Raw genomic sequence first — 20,402 nt, forward strand, 5'->3', positions numbered from 1 at the left:
TATTTAATGAAAAGGATACCTTCAATAATTAATGTTAAAACTAATTGAACAAAAGACAAAATTACAACTAGCTTTGAAGTAATTTGTTATCCTCTTTTTATATTTGTTATAATAGGTTATAAAGTTTTTTATAGACGGGAGGAAGAATACATATGAGTCATGAGATTTATCAAAATAGATGGAGAATATTATCAGTGGTTTTACTAGGACCCTTTATGGCAACTTTAGATAGCAGTATTGTAAATGTAGCTCTTCCAGATATGGCTGAAAAGTTAAGTGTTGGAATTAATACAATACAATGGGTAGTAACCAGCTACCTAATAGTAATTTCTGCGTTGGTTTTAATTTTTGGAAGAATAGCGGATATAATTGGAAAAACAAGAGTTTTTCAGTATGGATTTGTTGTATTTTCTATAGGCTCACTTTTATGCGGAATTTCAACAACTATTGAATTTTTAATATTTTCCAGAATTATTCAAGCAATTGGAGCTGCTATGACTATGTCTTCTAACCAAGGGATTATTGCAGCAACCTTTCCGGCAAAGGAAAGAGGCAGGGCTCTAGGGTTATCTGGTACTACTGTAGCAATAGGAACGATGATGGGACCACCTTTAGGAGGAATTATGGTTCAGGCTATAAATTGGGAATCTATTTTTCTGATAAATGTGCCAATTGGCATAATAGCCTTTGTACTAGGGAAAAAAATACTTCCTAAGGAAAACTTAAAAGAAAATACAAATCAATTTGATTTTAAAGGTGCTGTACTGTTTATAGTAGCTATAGTAGCTTTATTTTGGGCGATGCTTAGTGGTGAAAAGATAGGTTGGACAAATAGATATATCATAACCAGTTTTACACTGGCAGCAATTTGCTTTATAGCTTTTTACACTGTAGAGAAAAAACAAGATAATCCTATGCTGGATTTTTCTATATTTAACAATAAACTTTTTAATGTAAGTATAATTTGTGCCTTTATATCTTTTATGGTTATATTTTGCAATAACATAATACATCCTTTCTATTTACAATACGTTATGAAGATATCTCCGGGAAGAGCTGGTGTACTTATGATGGTTTTTCCTATATGCGCAGGTATAGCAGCTCCAATAAGTGGGTATTTGTCTGACCGTATAGGAAGCGAAGTTTTAACTTTCATAGGTCTTACCATTACCACTATAGGTCTTATTTTAATAGGATTTTTAAACACCGAAGCAACTTATCTGCAGATAGCAAGCAGAATAGCAATTTTAGGCCTGGGAAATGGTATATTTCAGTCACCAAATAATTCTATAGTAATGTCTTTGGTCCACCGCAGTAAACTTGGCATTGTAGGAAGTATTAATGCACTGGTAAGAAATATGGGCATGGTGTTTGGAATAGCTTTTTCTGTAGCATTACTTTATAACAGAATGAGTTGGGAAGTAGGGTATAAGGTTATAAACTTTGTGCCAGGAAGACCGGATGTGTTTATTCATGCTATGAAATTTGTATATCTTTCAGCAGCTGCCTTATGTATTTTAGGAATGACACTTACTATTTTTAGAATAAGAGATAAGAAAAGAACACAGCTTGTGCTGCACTAAAGTACTTAGTGCAGCATTGAAAGGTAATTAACAATACTTTTAAAGAAATTAATATAGGACTTAGCATAATATTGTAGATCTTATTCAGTTAGATCCATTAGCTTAGCAGCCATAGAATTTAAATTATGTATTGCAGCATCCATTTGCTGAATTTGAGAAAGCTGTTCTTTAAAGGTATCTGTAGTTGAAGTTATGCTATGAGAAATATTATTTACGGATTTTTCGATTTTTGTTAGTGTACTATTAATTTCATTAATGGATTTGTTGCTTGAACTGGATAGCTTTCGTATTTCTTTGGCTACCACAGAAAAACCTTTTCCCTGTTCTCCAGCTCTAGAGGCTTCTATGGCAGCATTGAGGCCTAGGAGATTTGTTTGCGAGGCAATATTTTTTACAAAGCTAAGAACTTCATCTGTGTTTTTTGCATTATGAGCAGCTTCTTCAACTTCATATAGCACCGTATCATTTGCTTGGACAGCAGCCTCTATTCCAGAAGATATCAAGCTAGAAACTTTTGAAATATCTTCAATAGCTTCTGACAAGATTTTAGACAGCTTTAGAATCTCATAATGTCTTTTTAAACTTTTAACTAGAACTATACTTCCAATTATAACTCCCTTTTCATCTTTTACCGGAATTCCGGTGGCCTTGATTTCTACTCCAAATACTTCCTTTGGCACTATAAGAGATAGTGTCTTTTTGGCTTTAATGCATTCATAAGCTGCTCCACCTGGTCTTAAAGGGTCTCCAGGTTTAGCATTCATATTAATATTTTTACTATTTACTACCTTTATAAAATGTTCAGTTGAAGACATGGTAAAAGCGATTTCATCTTCAAAAAAATCCTGCATGTAGGGCATCATTTCATTAAAAGCCTGCTGGAGTTTACTTTCTATTCTTAGTTCTTCCACAATTATTCCCCCCTTAGTATGAATTAAATATTAATGTCTGTATTCCATATAGTTATATATATAATACCACAATAATTTTTACTATTAAAAAGGTTTTTATAAGTTTAATTAGGTGCAATTATATGAAAAATGATATAATATATAGAAGTAAAGTCAATTTTTAGAAAAAATATGCTTTGGGGGAATTATATAAATGACAAAAAAGAAGAGATATTTATTTACAGTAATGTTTTTCATGATAAGTACATTTTTTTTGGCTCAGCAAAAATCCCTTGCAGCTGAAGGTGAGAAAAAATATGTGCTTATATTGAATTCCTATAACGAAAGCTTCCAGTGGACAGGTGAAATTGTACAGTCAATAAAAGAATCTATAAAATATAACAAAGAAAAACTTTTTATTGATATAGAATATATGGATGGTAAAAGAAAGTGGAGTGAAGAATACTATGGAAAATTATATGAATTTTATAAGTATAAATATAACGACAGAAAATATGATGTGATAATTTGTAGTGACAATGATGCCTTGAATTTTCTTCTTAAATATAGAGAAAGTCTTTTTCCTAAAACACCAGTAGTATTTTGTGGCATTAACAATTTTAGTGAAGATAGTATAAAAGGAAAAACCCTATATACAGGTATAGTAGAAAATTTAGATTTTAAAAACACAATAGACGCTGCTTTAAGGCTTAATCCTAGGGTAAAAAAAGTAATTGTTTTAGCAGATACTACCACTACCGGCATGCAGGAAGTTTTACAATTACATAAAGTTATTCCTAACTATAAAAATTTAGATTTTATGTTTTACTACTGCTCTAATATGTCTGATATAAAAAAAACATTGTCTAGTGCAGAAAAAGATACTGTAGTACTGCTAATGGGTATAATAGAAGAAAGTCATGGCAAATATATACCTTCTAAGGAATTTGCGGAAATTGTTGCAAAATACTCACCGGTACCGGTATATACTCTATGGGAATTTAACTTAAATACAGGTGTATTAGGAGGTGCAATTACAAGCGGCAAATATCAAGGAGAGAAGGCTGGAGGGTTAGCAGGGGAGATTTTAAAAGGACAAAGTATAAAAAATTTGCCTATAATACGAGAATCTGAGAGTAGATACATGTTTGACTATAATGCTATGAGAAAGTTTAATATTAAAGCGCAAGATTTACCTACTAGTAGTATTATTGTAGGTAAACCAAGTACTAGATACAATATACCTAAAACATATGTTTTATATGGGCTGCTTGTTTTAATCATAATATCTATTATAGGTAACTACGTATTAGTATTTAACATAGCTGAGCGCAAGAAATCGGAATATCTTCTAAGAGAGAGAGAAGAACAGTATAGAAAGCTTTTTGAATTATCTCCAGACGCCATTTTGGTGAATAAAGATGGTATTATAAAGCTAGCTAATAAAGCGTCATTAAGACTTTTCGGAGTGGAAAGCTATGATCAGTTGTTAGAAAAATCCTTAGCTGATTTTATACCCTCCAGCATTGGAAATCCTCATCAGCTGAGGAAAATAGATAATAACTATAATAGTACAGTATTAAGAGAAGGAAAAATAATGAGAAAAAATGGAACTATTATAGATGTGGAAATATCAACTACTTCTTTTCCTTATAAGGGAGAGAATATGGTACTTACAGTAGAAAGAGACATAACAGATAGTAAGAGACTACTAGAGACTCTTGAATATGATAAAATAAAAACTGAATTTTTTTCTAATATTTCTCACGAACTTAGAACCCCATTAAATGTTTTATTAAGTGCAATTCAACTATGGGAATTATACCATAGGAAGGGAGAAGAATTTGATAAAAAAGGATATAAATATATAGATATAATGAAACAAAATTGTTTTAGATTGCTAAGGCTAATTAGCAATTTAATTGATATAACCAAAGTGGATTCTAATTACATCCAGCCTAACTTTGCAAGGCGTAACATAGTAAGTCTAGTGGAAGATATAACTTTGTCTGTAGCTGACTATATAGAAGACAAAAATATAAAACTTATTTTTGATACAGAGGTTGAAGAAAAATTTCTATTTTGTGATTCAGATAAAATAGAAAGAATAGTACTAAATCTACTCTCAAATGCTGTAAAGTTTACAAATCCAGGGGATTTTATTTGTGTAAATATTTATGACAAAGTTGATTATATTACCATTTCTGTTAAGGACACAGGAATAGGTATTCCTGAGGATAAGCTTCAAATAATTTTTGAGAGGTTTAAACAGGTAGACAAGTCTCTTTCAAGAAACAGAGAGGGAAGTGGAATAGGGTTATCCTTAGTAAAGGCTTTTGTAGAGATGCATGGTGGAAGAGTTTCTGTTAAGAGCAGTTATGGCAGTGGAAGTGAGTTTATTATAGAGCTTCCAGTTACAGAGCTGGCGGAAGAAGAGTGTGCGGTAGCTTTTGAAGAGAATAGTAATAAAAATTTTGATGAAAGAGTGACTATAGAGTTTTCTGATATTTATAAGGAGTAGGAAGCATAGTCTTTGCAATTATTATACACTGTGAAACTATAATAGCACTATGAATTTTAAGTGTATTCATAGTGCTATTATTAAAAAAATAAATCAGTTCTTAAAAAGTTTTGGTGTTTTCCATTTTCATTGAACCTCTGGAACTCTTAAGAGAATAACCTGAGGATATATATATGATTAAGACTTAATGCTGTTAGTTAATTAAAATGTCTTCAAGAAAGTCTAAATCTACTATTGTGATTAAATTCCTTTCAAAATCTATTATTCCTTCCTCCTTCATACTAATCAATTCTCTAGAGAGAGAGGGTCTTGGAATACCAAGCTGTTCCGCCATTTCTTTTTTTGTGCACTTTAGAGAAAAGGTTAGCTTATTTTCAATTTTATATTGGTCTAAAATATATGATGCAACTTTCTGTCTTATAGTCTGATAAGATATATTTCTTAGTTTCTTGTTTAGCATAAGAATTTTGTTAGATAAAAGTGTCATAAAATTACTTAAGAAATCAGAATTTATACTGCATAATTTCAATATGTTATCCTTTGATATAAACATAATTTGGCATTGTTCTGAGGCTAATATGGTTGCTGGGTAAGTATTTTTATTTGAAAATATTATAACCTCACCAAATATGTTTCCAACTTCTAATTTAGACATTGTAATTGTTTTGCCTGATCCATAAATTCTCTGAACTTCCACAGTACCTTTTATCACTATGCCGATACTTGAGCAGTGAGAGCCTTCAAGAGCTATAACTTCTCCTTTATTAAAATTGTTTAAACTATAATTAATATTTACTAGCGTTTCCTCTATAGATTTTTCGGAAAACCCCTTCATCAAAATACAATTTTTAAGTATATTTATTATTTCCTTCATAGAAAGTACCTCCTGATATTAAGTTTACTTGACAAAAGAATTATAGGTCTTAAAATATAATAGTGTAACATCTGTTACTGAATTTATATTTGTATTTTATTATAATAAAGTTATTAATACAAGTGGAGGGAACAATTATGATAAGAAGAATTGTAGATATAGATGAAAAAAAATGTAATGGTTGTGGACTATGTGTCCATGCCTGTCATGAAGGAGCTATAGAGCTTAGAGATGGTAAAGCTGTGCTTATCAGTGATGAATACTGTGACGGGTTAGGAGATTGTCTGCCAGAATGTCCTACAGATGCAATAAAGATTATCGAAAGAGAAAGTTTAGAATACAATGAGGAATTGGTTATGAAAAAAATAGCTGAGAAAAAACAGGCTGTAAAAGAAAATAGTTTACCTTGTGGTTGCCCTGGAACAATGGCTAAAAAGATAGAGAGAAAAAATCCTGTAGAAGAGACAAAATTAGATTGTGGCTGTCCTGGAACTTCTGCAAAAAAGATTGAAAGAAAGTCTTTAAATGTATTATCAGATATAAAACCAATGAAGAAGGTATCAACTGATAGTACTTCAACATCTGAATTAAATCAGTGGCCAGTTCAATTAAGACTTATAAATACACAAGCACCATATCTTAAAGGAGCTAATTTATTAGTTGCTGCAGATTGTACTGCTTATGCCTTTGCAGATTTTCATAAAGAATTTATAAAAAATCATATTACAGTTATAGGATGTCCTAAGTTAGATGATATTAAATACTATGAAGAAAAGCTAGCAGAGATTATTAAAGTAAATGATTTGAAAAGTATAACAGTAGTAAGAATGGAAGTTCCTTGCTGTGCAGGTATTGTAAATGCGGTAAAGAAAGCTATGCTTGATGCTCAAACTATTGTTCCTTATAGAGAAGTAACTATATCCACTGATGGAAATATACTATAAGTTATAGTATGGGTATGAGAATCTTTTGTATATAGAATAACCATGAAAAATTTTTATATTTAATTTATATAATTAAAGAAAGCACTATCAATTCTTAAATAGAATTTGAGAGTGCTTTTTATGTACATAATTTGATGAATATTTTCCTTTTCGTTTATGTTTACAACTTTTTTTATATATTGGCAATATCTTATTTAGTAAATACGGTATATATATATTTAAGGAGGAAAAAATACTTTTGTGCTTAACTATTTAGTAAACAAGGAGGAAAAGAATAATGGACGAAAAAAACAGGGAAATTTTAAAAAACTTTTACGAAAAAAAGGCAGATGCAGAAGTTGCAAGGGAACTAAGCACTGTTAAAAATCAACAGGACTCTTTGGAACATACTCTAAGTGAAATTAAATCTACTTTAGGAAATGTTATAAAGGATAAAAAGAATTCATCTGATAACCAGGGTCAGTCTCAACCACAGAATAATCAACAAATATCAAGTCAGCTTACACAGGAGATAGAAGGACTTAGAAACCGTGCGCAACAACAGCAGCAGCAAGTTCAGCAACAATTACAATCAACAATTCAACAGGCTATGCAGGCTTTAAATGAAGCTAATGATCAAATACAAGCAAACACTGCACTTACACAGGCTAACCAGCTTATAGACCAAGTTCAAGGACAATTAAACCAAATGGGACAGCAAGGACAGCAGGGGCAACAAAATCAACAAAATCAACAAGGTCAAAAACGCAATAATAGTTAAAATATAAAAAGATAGAAGGTTATTAGACATATGTTAAAAATAACCTTCTATCTTTGTTTTATATTAAATCAGAGTTAACCATTGATGTTTTGAGAAGTCCGATTTTCAAAATTACCATAGACAACAGGTTTATAGTTATTCACCATTATTCGTCCTTTACATAGAACTGTATGTATTTTAAATTTATTATCCATTAAAATTAAGTCAGCATCATAGCCTTCTCCAATTATACCTTTATTGTTTAGCTTTAAAAGCTTTGCTGGAGAAGAGGTTAAAGGAATAAGTGCCTCTTCAATAGATAAATCCTTATCTGATACACATTCCTTGATAATATCTAAGTTGGCAGAGGGTAGTTCAGTTGTAATTTTTAGAAGTTTGCCATTTTCATCAAATATTGGCATACTTCCTCCGGCATCGGAACTCATAGTAATATTGTAAGGAGATATACCTTCATTAAGCATGGTTTTATACACTTCTGCCGCACTAACTGCATCATCACCGCCTGGTTTTATTCCCGTTGTTATGTCTACAAACCCTCCACTCTTAGCGTATTCTACTGATTGTTTGTAGACAAGACTATTTCTATTTACATGAGTAGGCAGTAAGTTTTCAAGGGGAATTTCTGATTCGCTAGCAATATCAAAGACTGGAGTGAGTCCATTTTTTCCATCGCCAACGTGAATATGTAAGATACCACATTTGCCAGCAATCATTCCACCAACTCTAGCTTCACTAGCTAAGTGGATTAAATCATAGTCTGAAGGGTGACTGCCTCTATGATCAGAAATAGCAATTTCGCCAACACCAATTATTTTATCTACGAAGATAATATCCGTTCTTGCACTGTCTGTTATTGTTCTAGTAGGCATTTGGTAGCAACCGGTCCAGCAAAGGGTACTTAACCCTTCTTCTTCAAGACCTCTAGCTTTAGCTAATAGATTTCCCATACTTCTTGTACTACCATCAGTGCCAAGTAAGCCTATACAAGTAGTAACTCCGCTTAAGGTAAAGTCTGTTAAATTCAATTCTGGGGTTCTTGTTGCAAAACCACCTTCACCACCACCGCCTGTGATATGCACATGCAAATCGATTAATCCTGGCACAGCTATTAAACCATTACCATCTATTATTTGAATTTCGGGAAAGTTTTTAGTTGGAAGGTTTATTTCTGAAGATAAATAGACTATTTTATCAAAGCTAATTAATATATTATTTCTGCCTAAAGACTTAGGTGAAAAGACCTCTACATTTTTTATTAGAAGCATTGTTTCATCTCCTTTGATATTTGTAAATGAGTTATAATTCATAGGTATTTTTGCCAAGTTTTACTTTTTATATGCGAGAACTATTATTCCTAAAGAGTAGAGATAAGATTATGTAAAGATAAAGTTATACATTTAATATATTAAAATTATGTGTAAAATAGAAAAGATATGCTAAAATATTAATCGGAATTAAGTTTGTAGATATTACAGTGGTTTTTTAATAAGTTACAGAAAGGGTGATACAGTATGTTTTTTGTTGGAGTTTTTGGGATAGAGGATAAGCAAAAAGAGATAAAAACTATAAAAAACTTATCCTGTAAAAATTGCTCAAATAGTTCAGAATTAGTTCTATTCAAACAGTATAGTTTTTTTCATTTCTTTTTTATACCTATGTTTAAGTGGAATATAAGATATTACTTAATATGTAATGGTTGCAATACAATTTATGAAATTCCAAAGGAAAAGGGAATAAGGGCTGAAGAAGGGGATGATACTGCAATTACCTATTGGGATTTAAATAATGTTAACATACCATACTATGGTACTTATAATAATAAGCATAGATGTAAAAGTTGTGGAGAAGAAATAGAGGCAAATTTTGAATACTGCCCATACTGTGGAAAAAGACAATTAAGTTAATGGGATAGTCCTATAAGCATTCTATGTAGATTTTTAAACAATTTAAGAAGCGGCCTATAGGCCGCTTCCCTTAACATCCGTTATTTCCACCAAAAGGTATAACATTAAAACTCTTTCCGAAAAGTCCCTTTGTATAGACTATTTTAGCACCATCAAAGAGATAAGAACTATCAGGTTCAATTATAAATTTAATATCATCTATAGTATGAACTTCATCATCAGCTTGTGGCTCATCCAGAGCAGCACCTAGAACTGGGCCACCTCATCCAAAGCCTTTTACCATAAGTCTAACGCCACTTTTATTTTGTTTTTCTAAACTTTCTAATAAGGCGTTTTTTGTATTATCATCAAATAAAATATTCATAATCCAACCTCCTTACCCATACGGGGTATCTGTATCTTTATTTTATTATATTATTTAATTTATCCACTGTCAATAAAAATATGGTATGAAAATAATTTAGTAGTAACCTTAAAAATACTAACTATTAATATTCAACAGTTTCTTTGATATTAATACTTTTATGGAAAAAAATTCAATAATGTCTTTAAGTTTCTTTAAATTAATGCGAAAATTATACTAACAATATAAATAGGGGGTAAAACTATGAAAAGGAAAAAGGAAGAGAGTGGACCTAATCTGGAACGATGGATGCTTACCTATTTGGATTTAATTACTCTTTTAGCGGCCTTTTTCATCTTGATGTTTGCCATAAGCAACGTGGATAAAGAGAAATACAAGCAGCTTGCAATCAGCCTAAACCAGTCTATGGGCTCGCCAAATAGCAGTATTATTGATATGGGAAGTATTCCAGCTACAGCTAGTGAAAATCCACCTAATATTGTAGAAAATATTGAGCCAGGGGAAAAAGTAAAGCTTCAGGAGTTAAAGGAGAAAATAGATAAGTATATTAAAGAAAATAATCTAAGTGGGGATATAGAAACCACCATTGAAGATAGAGGATTAGTAATAAGTTTCAAGGATTCAGTGCTATTTGATAGCGGCACCGCCGTTATTAGACCTGAGTTTGAGAAAAAGGTTATTGAGGTAGGAAGGATGCTTACTACCTTAGGAAACAACTTTATAAGAGTTGAAGGACATACTGATAATGTTCCAATAAACAATTATCAGTTTGCTTCAAATTGGCAGCTTTCCGTTATAAGAGCTAGCAATGTCACTGAGTTTTTAATAAATAACTGTGGAATAAAAGCTGATAAAATAGGGGCTACTGGTTATGGAGAAAATAGACCAAAGGCATCTAATGACAATGAGGTTGGGAGAAGCAAAAATAGAAGAGTAGACATTGTAATAGTGAATACAAAATTTAATGAAGTTGAAAATAATAAGAATCAATAAAGTATACTAACACTGCGGCGGTACGTAGTGTTTTTTTTATATACCATTTTTAATTAACATCTAAAATACTGGTTTTTTAATAACTTTATTAAAAAAGCTACATAATATTACTGATAAAAGACGAACTTTAAGGAGGGTAATTCATATTGAAAAAAATATATATGAAAGAGGTAAAAGCTGGAGAGAGCGTAGATTCTACTTTTATGATATTGAAAAAGCTCTATCGTGACGGTAATAAAAGCATAGTGATTTTAGGAGATAGAAGTGGAGATACAAAGGCTTCTATTGAAGATAAGGAAGATATATTAAAAGTAGGCAATGTAATAAGGGTAAAAGGAACATTATCTAATATATTAGAAATTAAAAGCTTTGAAAGAATATCTGAATTTTCACTGGAAGATTATCTCCCTTATGTTGAAAGACCAATAGAGGATATTATGAGAGAAATAGACGAGATATCTAAGGAAGAATTTAAAAGCAAGGAAGCTATAGCGCTAAATGAATATTTTTTTAATAATCCTGTTTTTCTAGAAAAATTCAAGAAAGGTATAGGTGGAGTAAGTCAGCATCATAATTATATTGGTGGATTAGCAGAACATACCTTAAACGTAATGTATATTACTAAAATGCTAGCCTATAGATATGATGTCAGAAACAAAGAAATTGCACTACTATCAGCAAAGCTTCATGATATAGGTAAAACAGAGGAATATTTTGTGGAAGGACCTTTTTCCTTCACTTTAGCTGGAGAAATGGAAGGACATATAGTAATCGGAGTGAGGATGGTAGAAGAAGCTTTTAAAGCCGATGATAATTTTTATAGTGAAGATTTTAAAGAAAGAGTAAAGGGATGTATAGTTCAGCATCATGGTAAACTGGAATACGGCTCACCAAAAAAACCTAATACGGAGGAAGCGCATATTGTAAACTTAGCAGATCAAGCAGATGCTTTTTTAAATAAGATTTCACAGATTAAAAAAGGAGCAGCTCCTAATACTTGGTCAGAATATGATAGAAGAATTGAGGGTAAAATTTATATTTAAAATATAAAATCCAAATGAGGCTAGCCTTCATTTGGATTTTTATTTATGGAAAGGAGATAATTAAAAAAATTTATAAAACCTCTCTAATAACTCTCAAAATATTTTTATAAAATATTTTTTCTATTTCATCTTCTGAAAAACCATTTTTACTCAATCCATGGAATAGCTTATCCATTTCTGATATATTAGTAATTTCACTAGGTAGATCTACTCCGTCAAAATCAGAACCGATTGCTATGATATCGATGCCACCAATTTTTTTAATATGTTTAATATGGGTTATTATATCAGAAACTGTTGCAGGAATGTTATCTCCTAAAAAAGATTTTTCAAAATTTATGCCCATAACTCCACCTTTTTCTGCTAGAATTTTAATCATTTCATCTGTAAGATTTCTAGGGTGATTAGTTATAGAACGGGCATTAGAGTGGGAGGCTACAAAGGGTTTTTTAGACAGTCTAGCAACATCATAAAAACCCTTATCAGACAAATGAGATACATCTATAATCATGGACAGATTATTCATTTCACGAACTACTTCTTGTCCAAAGGATGTTAAGCCTCTATATACAAATTCTGGCTTACAGTTAGGATAGCCTATTTCATTAGGAAAGTTCCAAGTAAGAGTTATCAACCTCACACCTAATCTATAGAAGTTTCTCAGATTGTATAAGCTTCCATTAAGAGCGTCGCCACCTTCAATAGTTAAAAAAGCAGATATTTTTCCATTATTTTTATTTCTATTTAAGTCTCTATAGTTTTTTGCAATTGCTATACTGCTTTTATTTTTATCTAGTTCTAAGTAAAACTTATCAAGCATTTTTAGACAGCTGTCCAGGGGATTTTCAGTTTGCTTTTGATCAATATATAAAGCGAAAAATTGAGCTAGAGAGTTTCCTTTTTTCATTTTATCAATGTCTACGCTTAAGTTGTTTCTTAAGAGACCTGATTCATCTCCACGTTTTAAAAGCTCATATATAGTATCACAGTGAAAATCTATTAAATTCATAATCTAACCTCCTAAAGGTCATTTTTCACAATCTATTTATAAGGTTTTCAGAATTTTTGACTATTATATATTATATGCTATTTTATCATATAGGTAACTATCTTGGCGTATAGCTTCCCGTTAACCCTCTGATAGAAACTTCACCTGAAACAATTTTTTCAACTATTCCATCGGTGTACTGCACCGTTAATTCACCTTCATCACTTAAATCTACAGCTCTTGCATAGGTTTCCTTACCTCTATTGATTATTTTAATTTCTTTACCTAATAGAATAGAATTTTTTTTACAAATGCTAACGGAAGTTTTTATAGTTTCTTCCTTTTCAAACTCATCATAGAGTAGTTCAAAACTATTTAGTAGTTTACTGACAAGTTCTTTTCTTTTTATGTATTTTCCCGTTTCTAAGCTTATTGAAGTGGCAGTATTTTTTAGCTCCTCTGGAAAGTCCGAACTATCTGTATTTACATTTATGCCTATTCCCATGACTACATAGTTGACCTTATTTAATTCGCCACTCATTTCTGTAAGAATACCGCATACTTTTTTTTCATTTAATATTATATCGTTAGGCCATTTTACATAGGCATTTATATCTAGTTCATTAAGAGCTTTTATAACAGCAGCGGCCCCAACTTGAGTTACCTTCGGAACGTTAAGCGGATCAGTGTCCGGTCTTAAGATAATAGACAGCCATATTCCTTTAAATTTAGGAGAGGACCAATTACGACCAAGTCGACCTCTGCCTTCTGTCTGTTCCTCACTTATAATTACTGTTCCATGAGGGGCATTACTAAGGGCTAATTCTTTAGCTTTATTATTTGTTGAACCAAGGGTTTGAAAATACATAATGTTCCTGCCTATATATTTTGTAATTAATTTTTCATTTAACTCTTCAAATGAAAGCAGATCTGGGGAAGATATTAGTCTATATCCACGCTTTGATACAGATTCTATTTTATAGCCATCTTCTTTAAGTATATTTATATATTTCCATACAGCAGTACGAGTAACCCCTAATTCTTTGCTTATTCTTTGTCCGGATATAAAGCTTTTTTCATATTCCTTCAGCAAATGAAGGATTTTCTCTTTCATCTTATCACCTCTTCATATTGTCTTATTAATTATACTACAAAATTTTAATCTGTGTATTTATATAAATATATTTGTTAAGTTATTTACAGAAAAAAAGACACTAAATTTCCTTAGTGCCTTCTCAAAGATGAAATTCTGCTAAATACACTTCTCAATTAATTATATTTTATGCATTATGAGAAAGTTTTGAGCGTTTAGTAAATTTTTTGCCATTTCCATGTGCACCAATTTTTTCACCATTTATAATTCCTATATCTCCACCATGTTGAGGATACATCTTTCTTAGTTCAGCATTTGACTTATGGTCACTTCTTAAATGATTTTTATTGTTATCCATAAACAAGCACCTCCAAATAAAATCAAATTCACATTAATAATTTGCACTGTTGACATAATTATATACTAAGCAAAGTTTTTTACTAATGTATATAATGCTTTTATAATACAAATTTTTCACAGCAAGGAGATGATGATTTAGTTTAAAATTTATTTCATAATTCATATGTTCTAAAATTTAAAAAATTAGCTATAATTTTTATTATAAAGGCGTTATAATCTAGTTAAGGAACTTAATAATTAAATAGGGGGTTTTCTTATGTTAGACGGAAAAAAAATTCGTGAAATGAGATTAAGTTTAGGTTATACAACCTTAGATATTCAAAATCTCACGAAAAACCAAAAATTTGAAACTTCAATTTCAAAATCTTATTTAGAAGAGTTGGAAAGAGGAGATAAGAAAAATCCAAGTTTGGTAAAGGTAGTTGTTTTGGCCAAGGTATTAGGGTGCAAAGTGGACGAACTTATATTAAGTGCCTAATAGTAGAAGTAAAATAAGTATAAAACCTCTTTTTGTGGAAAATCTAATAAAGAAAGAGGTGATTTTATGAATGAAAAAAAGAAGCAGATAAGCTTTAATGATATTTCAAAGAGTTATTTAGTTGAATCTGGAGAGGAAGTGGAGAAAAGCTTTATAAAATCTTCAGATATTATAGAAGATAAGGATGGTAATTGTACTGTGTTAGGTGAGAAAATAGAGGCTAATGCATGCAGCATGTTAAAAGAGGACTATAAATTATAGTATTGTAAACAATGTTCTTAAAAATAGTGAATTTATGATAAGGCTGAGCCGCAAGGCTCTTTTTCTTTATATGAAAAATTAAGTTCTAAAGGAGGTGTTAATATGCTTGATATTTGTCTGTTAGGCTGTGGAGGAAGTATGCCTGTGCCGTATAGATATCTTACTTCCATGATAGTGTCTTATAAAGGAAGAAAATTGCTTATAGATTGCGGAGAGGGGACACAAGTAAGCTTGAAGATGCTAGGATGGGGAATGAAAACTATAGATACTATTTTATTTACTCATTTTCATGCAGACCATGTTGCAGGGTTACCAGGTCTGCTTTTAACAATAGCAAACTCAGATAGGACAGAACCGTTAAACATAGTAGGACCAGAAGGCCTTTGGGAAGTGGTAAATGGACTTAGAGTTATAGCACCGGTACTTCCCTATAAAATTAACATACTAGAGTTTAAAGGGCAGGGCAGAACTACCCAGAAGATTGGACACTTTAATATCAATATAATGTCTGTTGAGCATACCGTTCCTTGTTTTGCCTATTCTTTAGAAGTACCTCGAGGAAGAAAGTTTGATAAAAATAGTGCAATTAAAAATGATATACCTATGATATATTGGAATAGACTTCAGAAGGGAGAAGAAATATATCATGAAGGCAGACTGCTCACTCCACAGATGGTCCTTGGAGAAGAGAGAAAAGGACTTAAGGTTAGTTATAGCACCGATACAAGGCCTGTAGAAGGGTTGAAAAAATTTATAAATGAATCAGATATCTTTATATGTGAAGGAATGTATGGAAATGATGATGACATTTCAAAGGCTTTAGATAATAGACATATGCTTTTCTCAGAAGCTGCTGCTTTAGCCAAAGAGGGGAATGTAAAAGAGTTATGGCTTACCCACTTCAGTCCCTCTATGCCAAATCCTCAGGAGTATATAAAAAATGCTCAGAGTATTTTTTATAATACTACTATAGGAGAAGATAGACTTACCAAGACATTAAATTTTGAAAATTGAAAAGGCAATAGTGTTAGTCTACTGCCTTTCAAAGATCTTAAATTACTAGCATTTTTCCTTAAACTATTCATTTGTAAAAGATGCTTCTGCTAGAGATAGACTTTGTTCCTTAGAAAAGGAAGGTCTAATCCCATTAGCTTCAAGCTCTGTATAAAGTTTTTCCATACACTTCTTTGGTTGATAGTAGAACTGGCTCTCTCTTATTATAAAGAAATTCCATCCAACTCTTTGAAGAGTCATACGTCTATTATGGTTTTCGTCCCAATTTAAGGAGAAAGCAGTATTTTCACCACAACAGTCTACTGCTAGTCTGCTGTTAGTTCCTTCAATTACAAAATCGATCTTATACTTTCCAACTCTTACATCGGTTTTAACTTTATAACCTCTAGATTTCAATTCAGTATATATATCCTTTTTAAAACCAGAAGATAAAATACTATTACCTTCTACATAGATCACAGGTTTATTTTCATTATTGATAAAATAACCTAACAGTGACGCTCTTACACATTTTGAATTTAAGTCTTCAAAATCTACAGAGTGGAATAGGAACATTTGATTTTTAGCTCTACTAGAGGCAACGTTAAATCTTCTAATGTCTGACTCTTTAGTTAAGGCAGTAAACTTTGCATTTTTTGCTATTACAAGTGATAGAAACATAATGTCTCTTTCATCTCCTTGAAAAGAGTATGCATCGCCACAGAGAATTTTCCTATTTATCATTTCTTCAACACCAAGCTTTTCTTTTAACATGTTTTCTATAAGTTCACTTTGTGCTTCACCTAAAAGAGAGATAACTCCCATAGTCATATCCTTGTATTTATCATCTTTACAGCAGTCTATTACCTTATTTACTAATGCTTCAGCTTCCTTCTGATTAATATTTTTGCCACTATCTTTAAAGCCCTCTTCAACTTTGACAGAGAATACAGCAGGATTAAAGGTATCTCTTTTTTCAGGGCATCTTAAAGGTATAATTTCATTTGAATAGCATAAGTCATTACTGAAACCTATTATCTCAGGAGCACATCTAAAGTGTTCCTTAAGCACTAATCTGCTTGGAAATACTCTTAAGGCAGTATGATAAAGGCTTGTCTTTAAGTCGAACCATTCTCCATGAGGTATATCTTTAAGGTATCTGTTTATCAAGTTTTCAACCATTTCATTATCTTTACCAATAGCCTCAGGACTTATCTGACATTCATCGCCTACAATGACAGCTCTCTTTCCTCTAAGAAGAGCAGTTATTGCCGAAATATCACTTTGGCTGCTCTCATCCATAATTACTACATCAAATAAATCATTTTCTAACTTTATATTTTCAATTACTTTGTTCAAAGGCATAATCCAAACAGGGATCACCCCTTTACATTTTTCCATTTCCTTTTGGGCTAATTTTCTATATTTAGCAGCCTGTTTACCAGTACCTTTACCAATCCTTTTGATAGATTCTAACCAGGTAAATAGACTTCTCTTTTGAGATTCTGTTGTTCGAATTATTTGATTATACCAGGTCTTCTTAGCAACTATTTCTTTTATAAGAGTTTTTTCTCTTATTTTTTCAGCTTCCATATCTTTTTCAATTTGCTCTGGTCTTAATTTACAAATTTCATTTAATAAAGATACAGATGCTCTCCATTTCCAAGCTTTGTCCCAATTTATATACTCAGTATTTAAATCATTGCTTTCCCATTTTGTTAGCAGTTTTTTAGTTAGAACAGGGCAGGTCTCCTTTAATTTGCTAAGGATTCTACTTATTTGTTCTCCAGCGTCTTTTAATTCTTTAAGCCTCCATAGAGTATCATATAGTTTTCTGATTTTAATTTTATCAAAATCTGCTATCCAGTCTGATGCTTCCATTAAGTAATCATTGCTTAAAAACAACTTTCTTGCGTTTTCAATATATTTATTTAACTCCTCATACTCTTTTATATATTTTATAGATTGAAGGCCATTTAGCAGATACTCATAAGCCTGTTTATTGAATAAGTTCAAATCTACAGGTGTTTTAGAGTTTCCAAGCAGTTCTATAACGGCATTAGCATATTCTTCTTCCCAATCCAGTATTGATTGAAGTTCTATAACGTTGTCAGAAATAGTGCTTAACAAATTATTATCTGCTGTGGTTACTAATTTTCCCCCATATTCTTTTACTGTGTTATTCCACAAAGTCCTTAATTGTCTTTCTAAGTTTTCCTTTTCGATAGCTTTAGCAAATATATCACATTGTTCTTTTGAATTTATTGTTCTATAGTCTACTTCACACTCTTCTATTATGTAGTTAACATTACTATGAAATACCTTAAATATAGAGCTAAGTTTTCCTTTAGACTCTATATGTTTATAAATCACCTCAAAATCACTTTGAAGTTTATTTATATCCATATTGTTTGGAAATTTTATATTATGGGAATTTACAATCTGTTTAAGTACACTTATCTGTCTTACGTAATTATTTAAGTTTAGAATTATATCTTTCCAATACTCCTTAGAGGCATCGTTACTATAACAGGATTTCATAACAGATTTAAGCCAGCAGTTCTCTATTTGGCTTATTTTCTCTTTAGCCTTTATAGATAATTTTAACAGTTGGTCAAGATTACTTTCACTAGTATCTATAATCCAGTGATTTACATCTTCTCTGTACTTATGAATATTTAGTTCCAATTCCTGAAGCCTGTCCAGCTTATAAACTAGTTCTTCATAAGATGGAATTTTATAAAGCAAATCTCTTGTTTTATTTAACTTATCAATTTCATCTTTTTTACTTTCCCTTAGAAGTTTTATTAAAAGGTTAAATTCCTCCTCAGTAATGGGACATCTGGTTTTAAGATGGATTTCGTCTTCTATCCAATTATATTTTTCATTACTTCTTACCCATTTTGCCAATTCTGTTACTGATAGAGTCTCAGTTTTATAGCTTACAGTTTTATTTTCAAAGGATTCCGCTTCTTTTAAATCCTGCTTAAGGTGTTCTAGAGTTTTTCTACATTCCTTTAGCTCATTTTCCAATGGGGCAATTTCCTTTATCAATGAAGCTGGATCAATAGATAAGTTTTCAGTTATTTTTCTTACTGCTTCATCTAGTTCCTTTAAGGCCTTGGCATCATTACCAAGAAGGCTCATGCATAAAGCTTTAATTTCATCAGGAATTTTATTTGAAAGCACTTTAAGTGCCCTGTCAGTTTGGCTTGTAACTAAAACTCTTTTGCCATGGGCCATCAAGTGACATATTAAGTTTACAATTGTGTGACTCTTTCCCGTACCAGGAGGTCCTTGTACTACAACACCAAAATTTTTAGCTAATCTTTTAGTTATTTCTTCCTGTTCTTCATTTGCAGGAAGGGGAAATAGTAAATCTTTGCCGATGGATTCCCATTCATTGTAATCATCGTTAATTCCTACAGCGTTTATTTCTTTAACTAAAGCCTCTACTGTTTTTGGAATAGGCTTATTTTCATCTATATAATTTAAGATATCTCGTAATTCTATATCCCAAAGCCTTGTGTCTATATTCCTTAGAATAATACAAGGAGCATTATAGAAGGTTGGAAGCATTTCCGTTTTGATATCTGCTGTTGCTGTAATATCTTTTTTAAAATCAATTGATGAGGATGTATTACCTAGACTGTTTAAAATCCTTTGTAAAATATTTTCAATATCTTCTATTTTTCTTGCATCAATTCCCATATTCTTTATTTCAAGATTGATATTTATTAATTCATGGAGATTAGGTAAATCTAAACCCTCTAGCACTCCAAGCTCTAGATTCGTTATATTATTATAGGGCGTAAGAATAAATAGTCCTTTTTCAGCATTGAAGTTTAATGACATTTTTGTGGTGAAAATTGGATGTACAATTTTCTCATCATTTACTTTCCAAGTTAAAAGGCTGTGGCCCCAAACAATTTCTAAATCCTCACTATTTTTTTCTAATTCGCAATATATTTTAAAAAGTGAATTGTAAAGTTCTTTATGTTCTTTTCCTACCTGCAACCAATTTTCATCTTCATTTTTATTTAGCATACAGCCTTTTTTATTATATAAATCCGCTTCCCAAATAATCTTATTATATTTGGTTACATCGCGTATTATTTTTTTGTCCATGTTTTTTATACTAAGTAAGTATAAAAAAATATTTTTTATCTTCTCTCTTGTATTCAATTTGAACCCTCCTGTAAAAAATGTAACAATTCATCTTATTATACCATACTTAATGGATTTATTACTTTATTTTCTCAATAAATGTTATACCTGAGAGTTCCTTTGTCTAGTTGAGAGAGAGGTTTTATCCTATTAGATAAAATTTTGGTAAAAAGGGGAAATAAAAAA

The 20,402-nt window shown here is 31.3% G+C and carries 17 protein-coding genes; 10 read left to right on the top strand and 7 right to left on the bottom strand.

Going from position 1 to position 20,402, the window contains the following annotated elements; translation table 11 throughout:
* Positions 1-152: 152 nt before the first annotated feature.
* Positions 153-1,583 (top strand): MFS transporter, encoded by a 1,431-nt coding sequence (locus N4T77_RS02160; RefSeq protein WP_261670088.1) that lies wholly within the window; start codon positions 153-155, stop codon positions 1,581-1,583.
* Between the two features lie 80 nt (positions 1,584-1,663).
* On the opposite strand, the gene N4T77_RS02165 is transcribed toward N4T77_RS02160, so the two are convergent.
* Positions 1,664-2,446, bottom strand: coding sequence for a methyl-accepting chemotaxis protein (locus tag N4T77_RS02165; RefSeq protein WP_396125083.1), 783 nt, complete (start codon positions 2,444-2,446; stop codon positions 1,664-1,666).
* A 241-nt stretch (positions 2,447-2,687) separates the two neighbouring features.
* Between N4T77_RS02165 and N4T77_RS02170 the strand changes: the two genes are divergently transcribed.
* The gene (locus tag N4T77_RS02170; RefSeq protein WP_261670090.1) at positions 2,688-4,994 is read left to right on the top strand and encodes an ABC transporter substrate binding protein; all 2,307 of its coding nucleotides are present in this window, start codon (positions 2,688-2,690) and stop codon (positions 4,992-4,994) included.
* A gap of 193 nt (positions 4,995-5,187) precedes the next feature.
* Here N4T77_RS02170 and N4T77_RS02175 read toward each other — a convergent pair whose 3' ends face one another.
* A complete protein-coding gene (locus tag N4T77_RS02175) occupies positions 5,188-5,868 on the bottom strand; it encodes a Crp/Fnr family transcriptional regulator (RefSeq protein ID WP_261670091.1) in 681 nt (226 codons plus the stop codon).
* Positions 5,869-6,005: 137 nt separating this feature from the next.
* On the opposite strand from N4T77_RS02175, the gene N4T77_RS02180 reads away from it, so the two are divergent.
* Together N4T77_RS02180 and N4T77_RS02185 are read left to right on the top strand one after the other, a co-directional pair.
* Positions 6,006-6,812 carry an ATP-binding protein gene (locus N4T77_RS02180; RefSeq protein WP_261670092.1) on the top strand — a complete coding sequence of 269 codons (807 nt, stop codon included), beginning with the start codon at positions 6,006-6,008 and terminating at the stop codon, positions 6,810-6,812.
* A gap of 277 nt (positions 6,813-7,089) precedes the next feature.
* Entirely contained in the window at positions 7,090-7,572 is a 483-nt protein-coding gene (locus tag N4T77_RS02185; RefSeq protein WP_261670093.1) for a hypothetical protein, read from the top strand.
* 74 nt (positions 7,573-7,646) lie between these two features.
* Here the strand turns inward: N4T77_RS02185 and iadA are convergent, their stop codons facing one another.
* The gene (gene iadA, locus N4T77_RS02190) at positions 7,647-8,837 is read right to left on the bottom strand and encodes a beta-aspartyl-peptidase (protein WP_261670094.1); all 1,191 of its coding nucleotides are present in this window, start codon (positions 8,835-8,837) and stop codon (positions 7,647-7,649) included.
* Between the two features lie 246 nt (positions 8,838-9,083).
* Here iadA and N4T77_RS02195 point away from each other — a divergent pair, with 246 nt between their 5' ends.
* The 3 genes from N4T77_RS02195 (at position 9,084) to N4T77_RS02205 (ending at position 11,876) form a co-directional block, all read left to right on the top strand.
* On the top strand, positions 9,084-9,476 hold the full coding sequence (locus N4T77_RS02195) for a zinc ribbon domain-containing protein (RefSeq protein ID WP_261670095.1): 393 nt from the start codon (positions 9,084-9,086) through the stop codon (positions 9,474-9,476).
* Between the two features lie 607 nt (positions 9,477-10,083).
* Entirely contained in the window at positions 10,084-10,833 is a 750-nt protein-coding gene (locus N4T77_RS02200) for a flagellar motor protein MotB (RefSeq protein WP_261670096.1), read from the top strand.
* A 146-nt stretch (positions 10,834-10,979) separates the two neighbouring features.
* Complete coding sequence (locus tag N4T77_RS02205) at positions 10,980-11,876, top strand: HD domain-containing protein (RefSeq protein ID WP_261670097.1); 897 nt, start codon at positions 10,980-10,982, stop codon at positions 11,874-11,876.
* 70 nt (positions 11,877-11,946) lie between these two features.
* Here the strand turns inward: N4T77_RS02205 and N4T77_RS02210 are convergent, their stop codons facing one another.
* The 3 genes from N4T77_RS02210 to N4T77_RS02220 all read right to left on the bottom strand — a co-directional run bounded on the left by N4T77_RS02210 (position 11,947) and on the right by N4T77_RS02220 (position 14,315).
* Complete coding sequence (locus N4T77_RS02210) at positions 11,947-12,885, bottom strand: dipeptidase (RefSeq protein ID WP_261670098.1); 939 nt, start codon at positions 12,883-12,885, stop codon at positions 11,947-11,949.
* A 97-nt stretch (positions 12,886-12,982) separates the two neighbouring features.
* Entirely contained in the window at positions 12,983-13,978 is a 996-nt protein-coding gene (locus N4T77_RS02215; protein ID WP_261670099.1) for a biotin--[acetyl-CoA-carboxylase] ligase, read from the bottom strand.
* Positions 13,979-14,144: 166 nt separating this feature from the next.
* Entirely contained in the window at positions 14,145-14,315 is a 171-nt protein-coding gene (locus N4T77_RS02220; protein ID WP_261670100.1) for a hypothetical protein, read from the bottom strand.
* Positions 14,316-14,573: 258 nt separating this feature from the next.
* Here N4T77_RS02220 and N4T77_RS02225 point away from each other — a divergent pair, with 258 nt between their 5' ends.
* From N4T77_RS02225 to N4T77_RS02235, 3 genes are all read left to right on the top strand, one after another.
* Positions 14,574-14,795: a RodZ family helix-turn-helix domain-containing protein gene (locus N4T77_RS02225; RefSeq protein WP_261670101.1), complete on the top strand. Its 222-nt coding sequence runs from the start codon at positions 14,574-14,576 to the stop codon at positions 14,793-14,795.
* 66 nt (positions 14,796-14,861) lie between these two features.
* A complete protein-coding gene (locus N4T77_RS02230; protein ID WP_261670102.1) occupies positions 14,862-15,056 on the top strand; it encodes a hypothetical protein in 195 nt (64 codons plus the stop codon).
* A gap of 102 nt (positions 15,057-15,158) precedes the next feature.
* Positions 15,159-16,070, top strand: coding sequence for a ribonuclease Z (locus tag N4T77_RS02235; protein WP_261670103.1), 912 nt, complete (start codon positions 15,159-15,161; stop codon positions 16,068-16,070).
* A gap of 63 nt (positions 16,071-16,133) precedes the next feature.
* Here N4T77_RS02235 and N4T77_RS02240 read toward each other — a convergent pair whose 3' ends face one another.
* Positions 16,134-20,234: an AAA domain-containing protein gene (locus tag N4T77_RS02240; protein WP_261670104.1), complete on the bottom strand. Its 4,101-nt coding sequence runs from the start codon at positions 20,232-20,234 to the stop codon at positions 16,134-16,136.
* Between the last annotated feature and the right edge of the window lie 168 nt (positions 20,235-20,402).

It is taken from the genome of Clostridium sp. CX1 (assembly GCF_025398335.1).
GTDB lineage: Bacteria > Bacillota > Clostridia > Clostridiales > Clostridiaceae > Clostridium_AM > Clostridium_AM tanneri.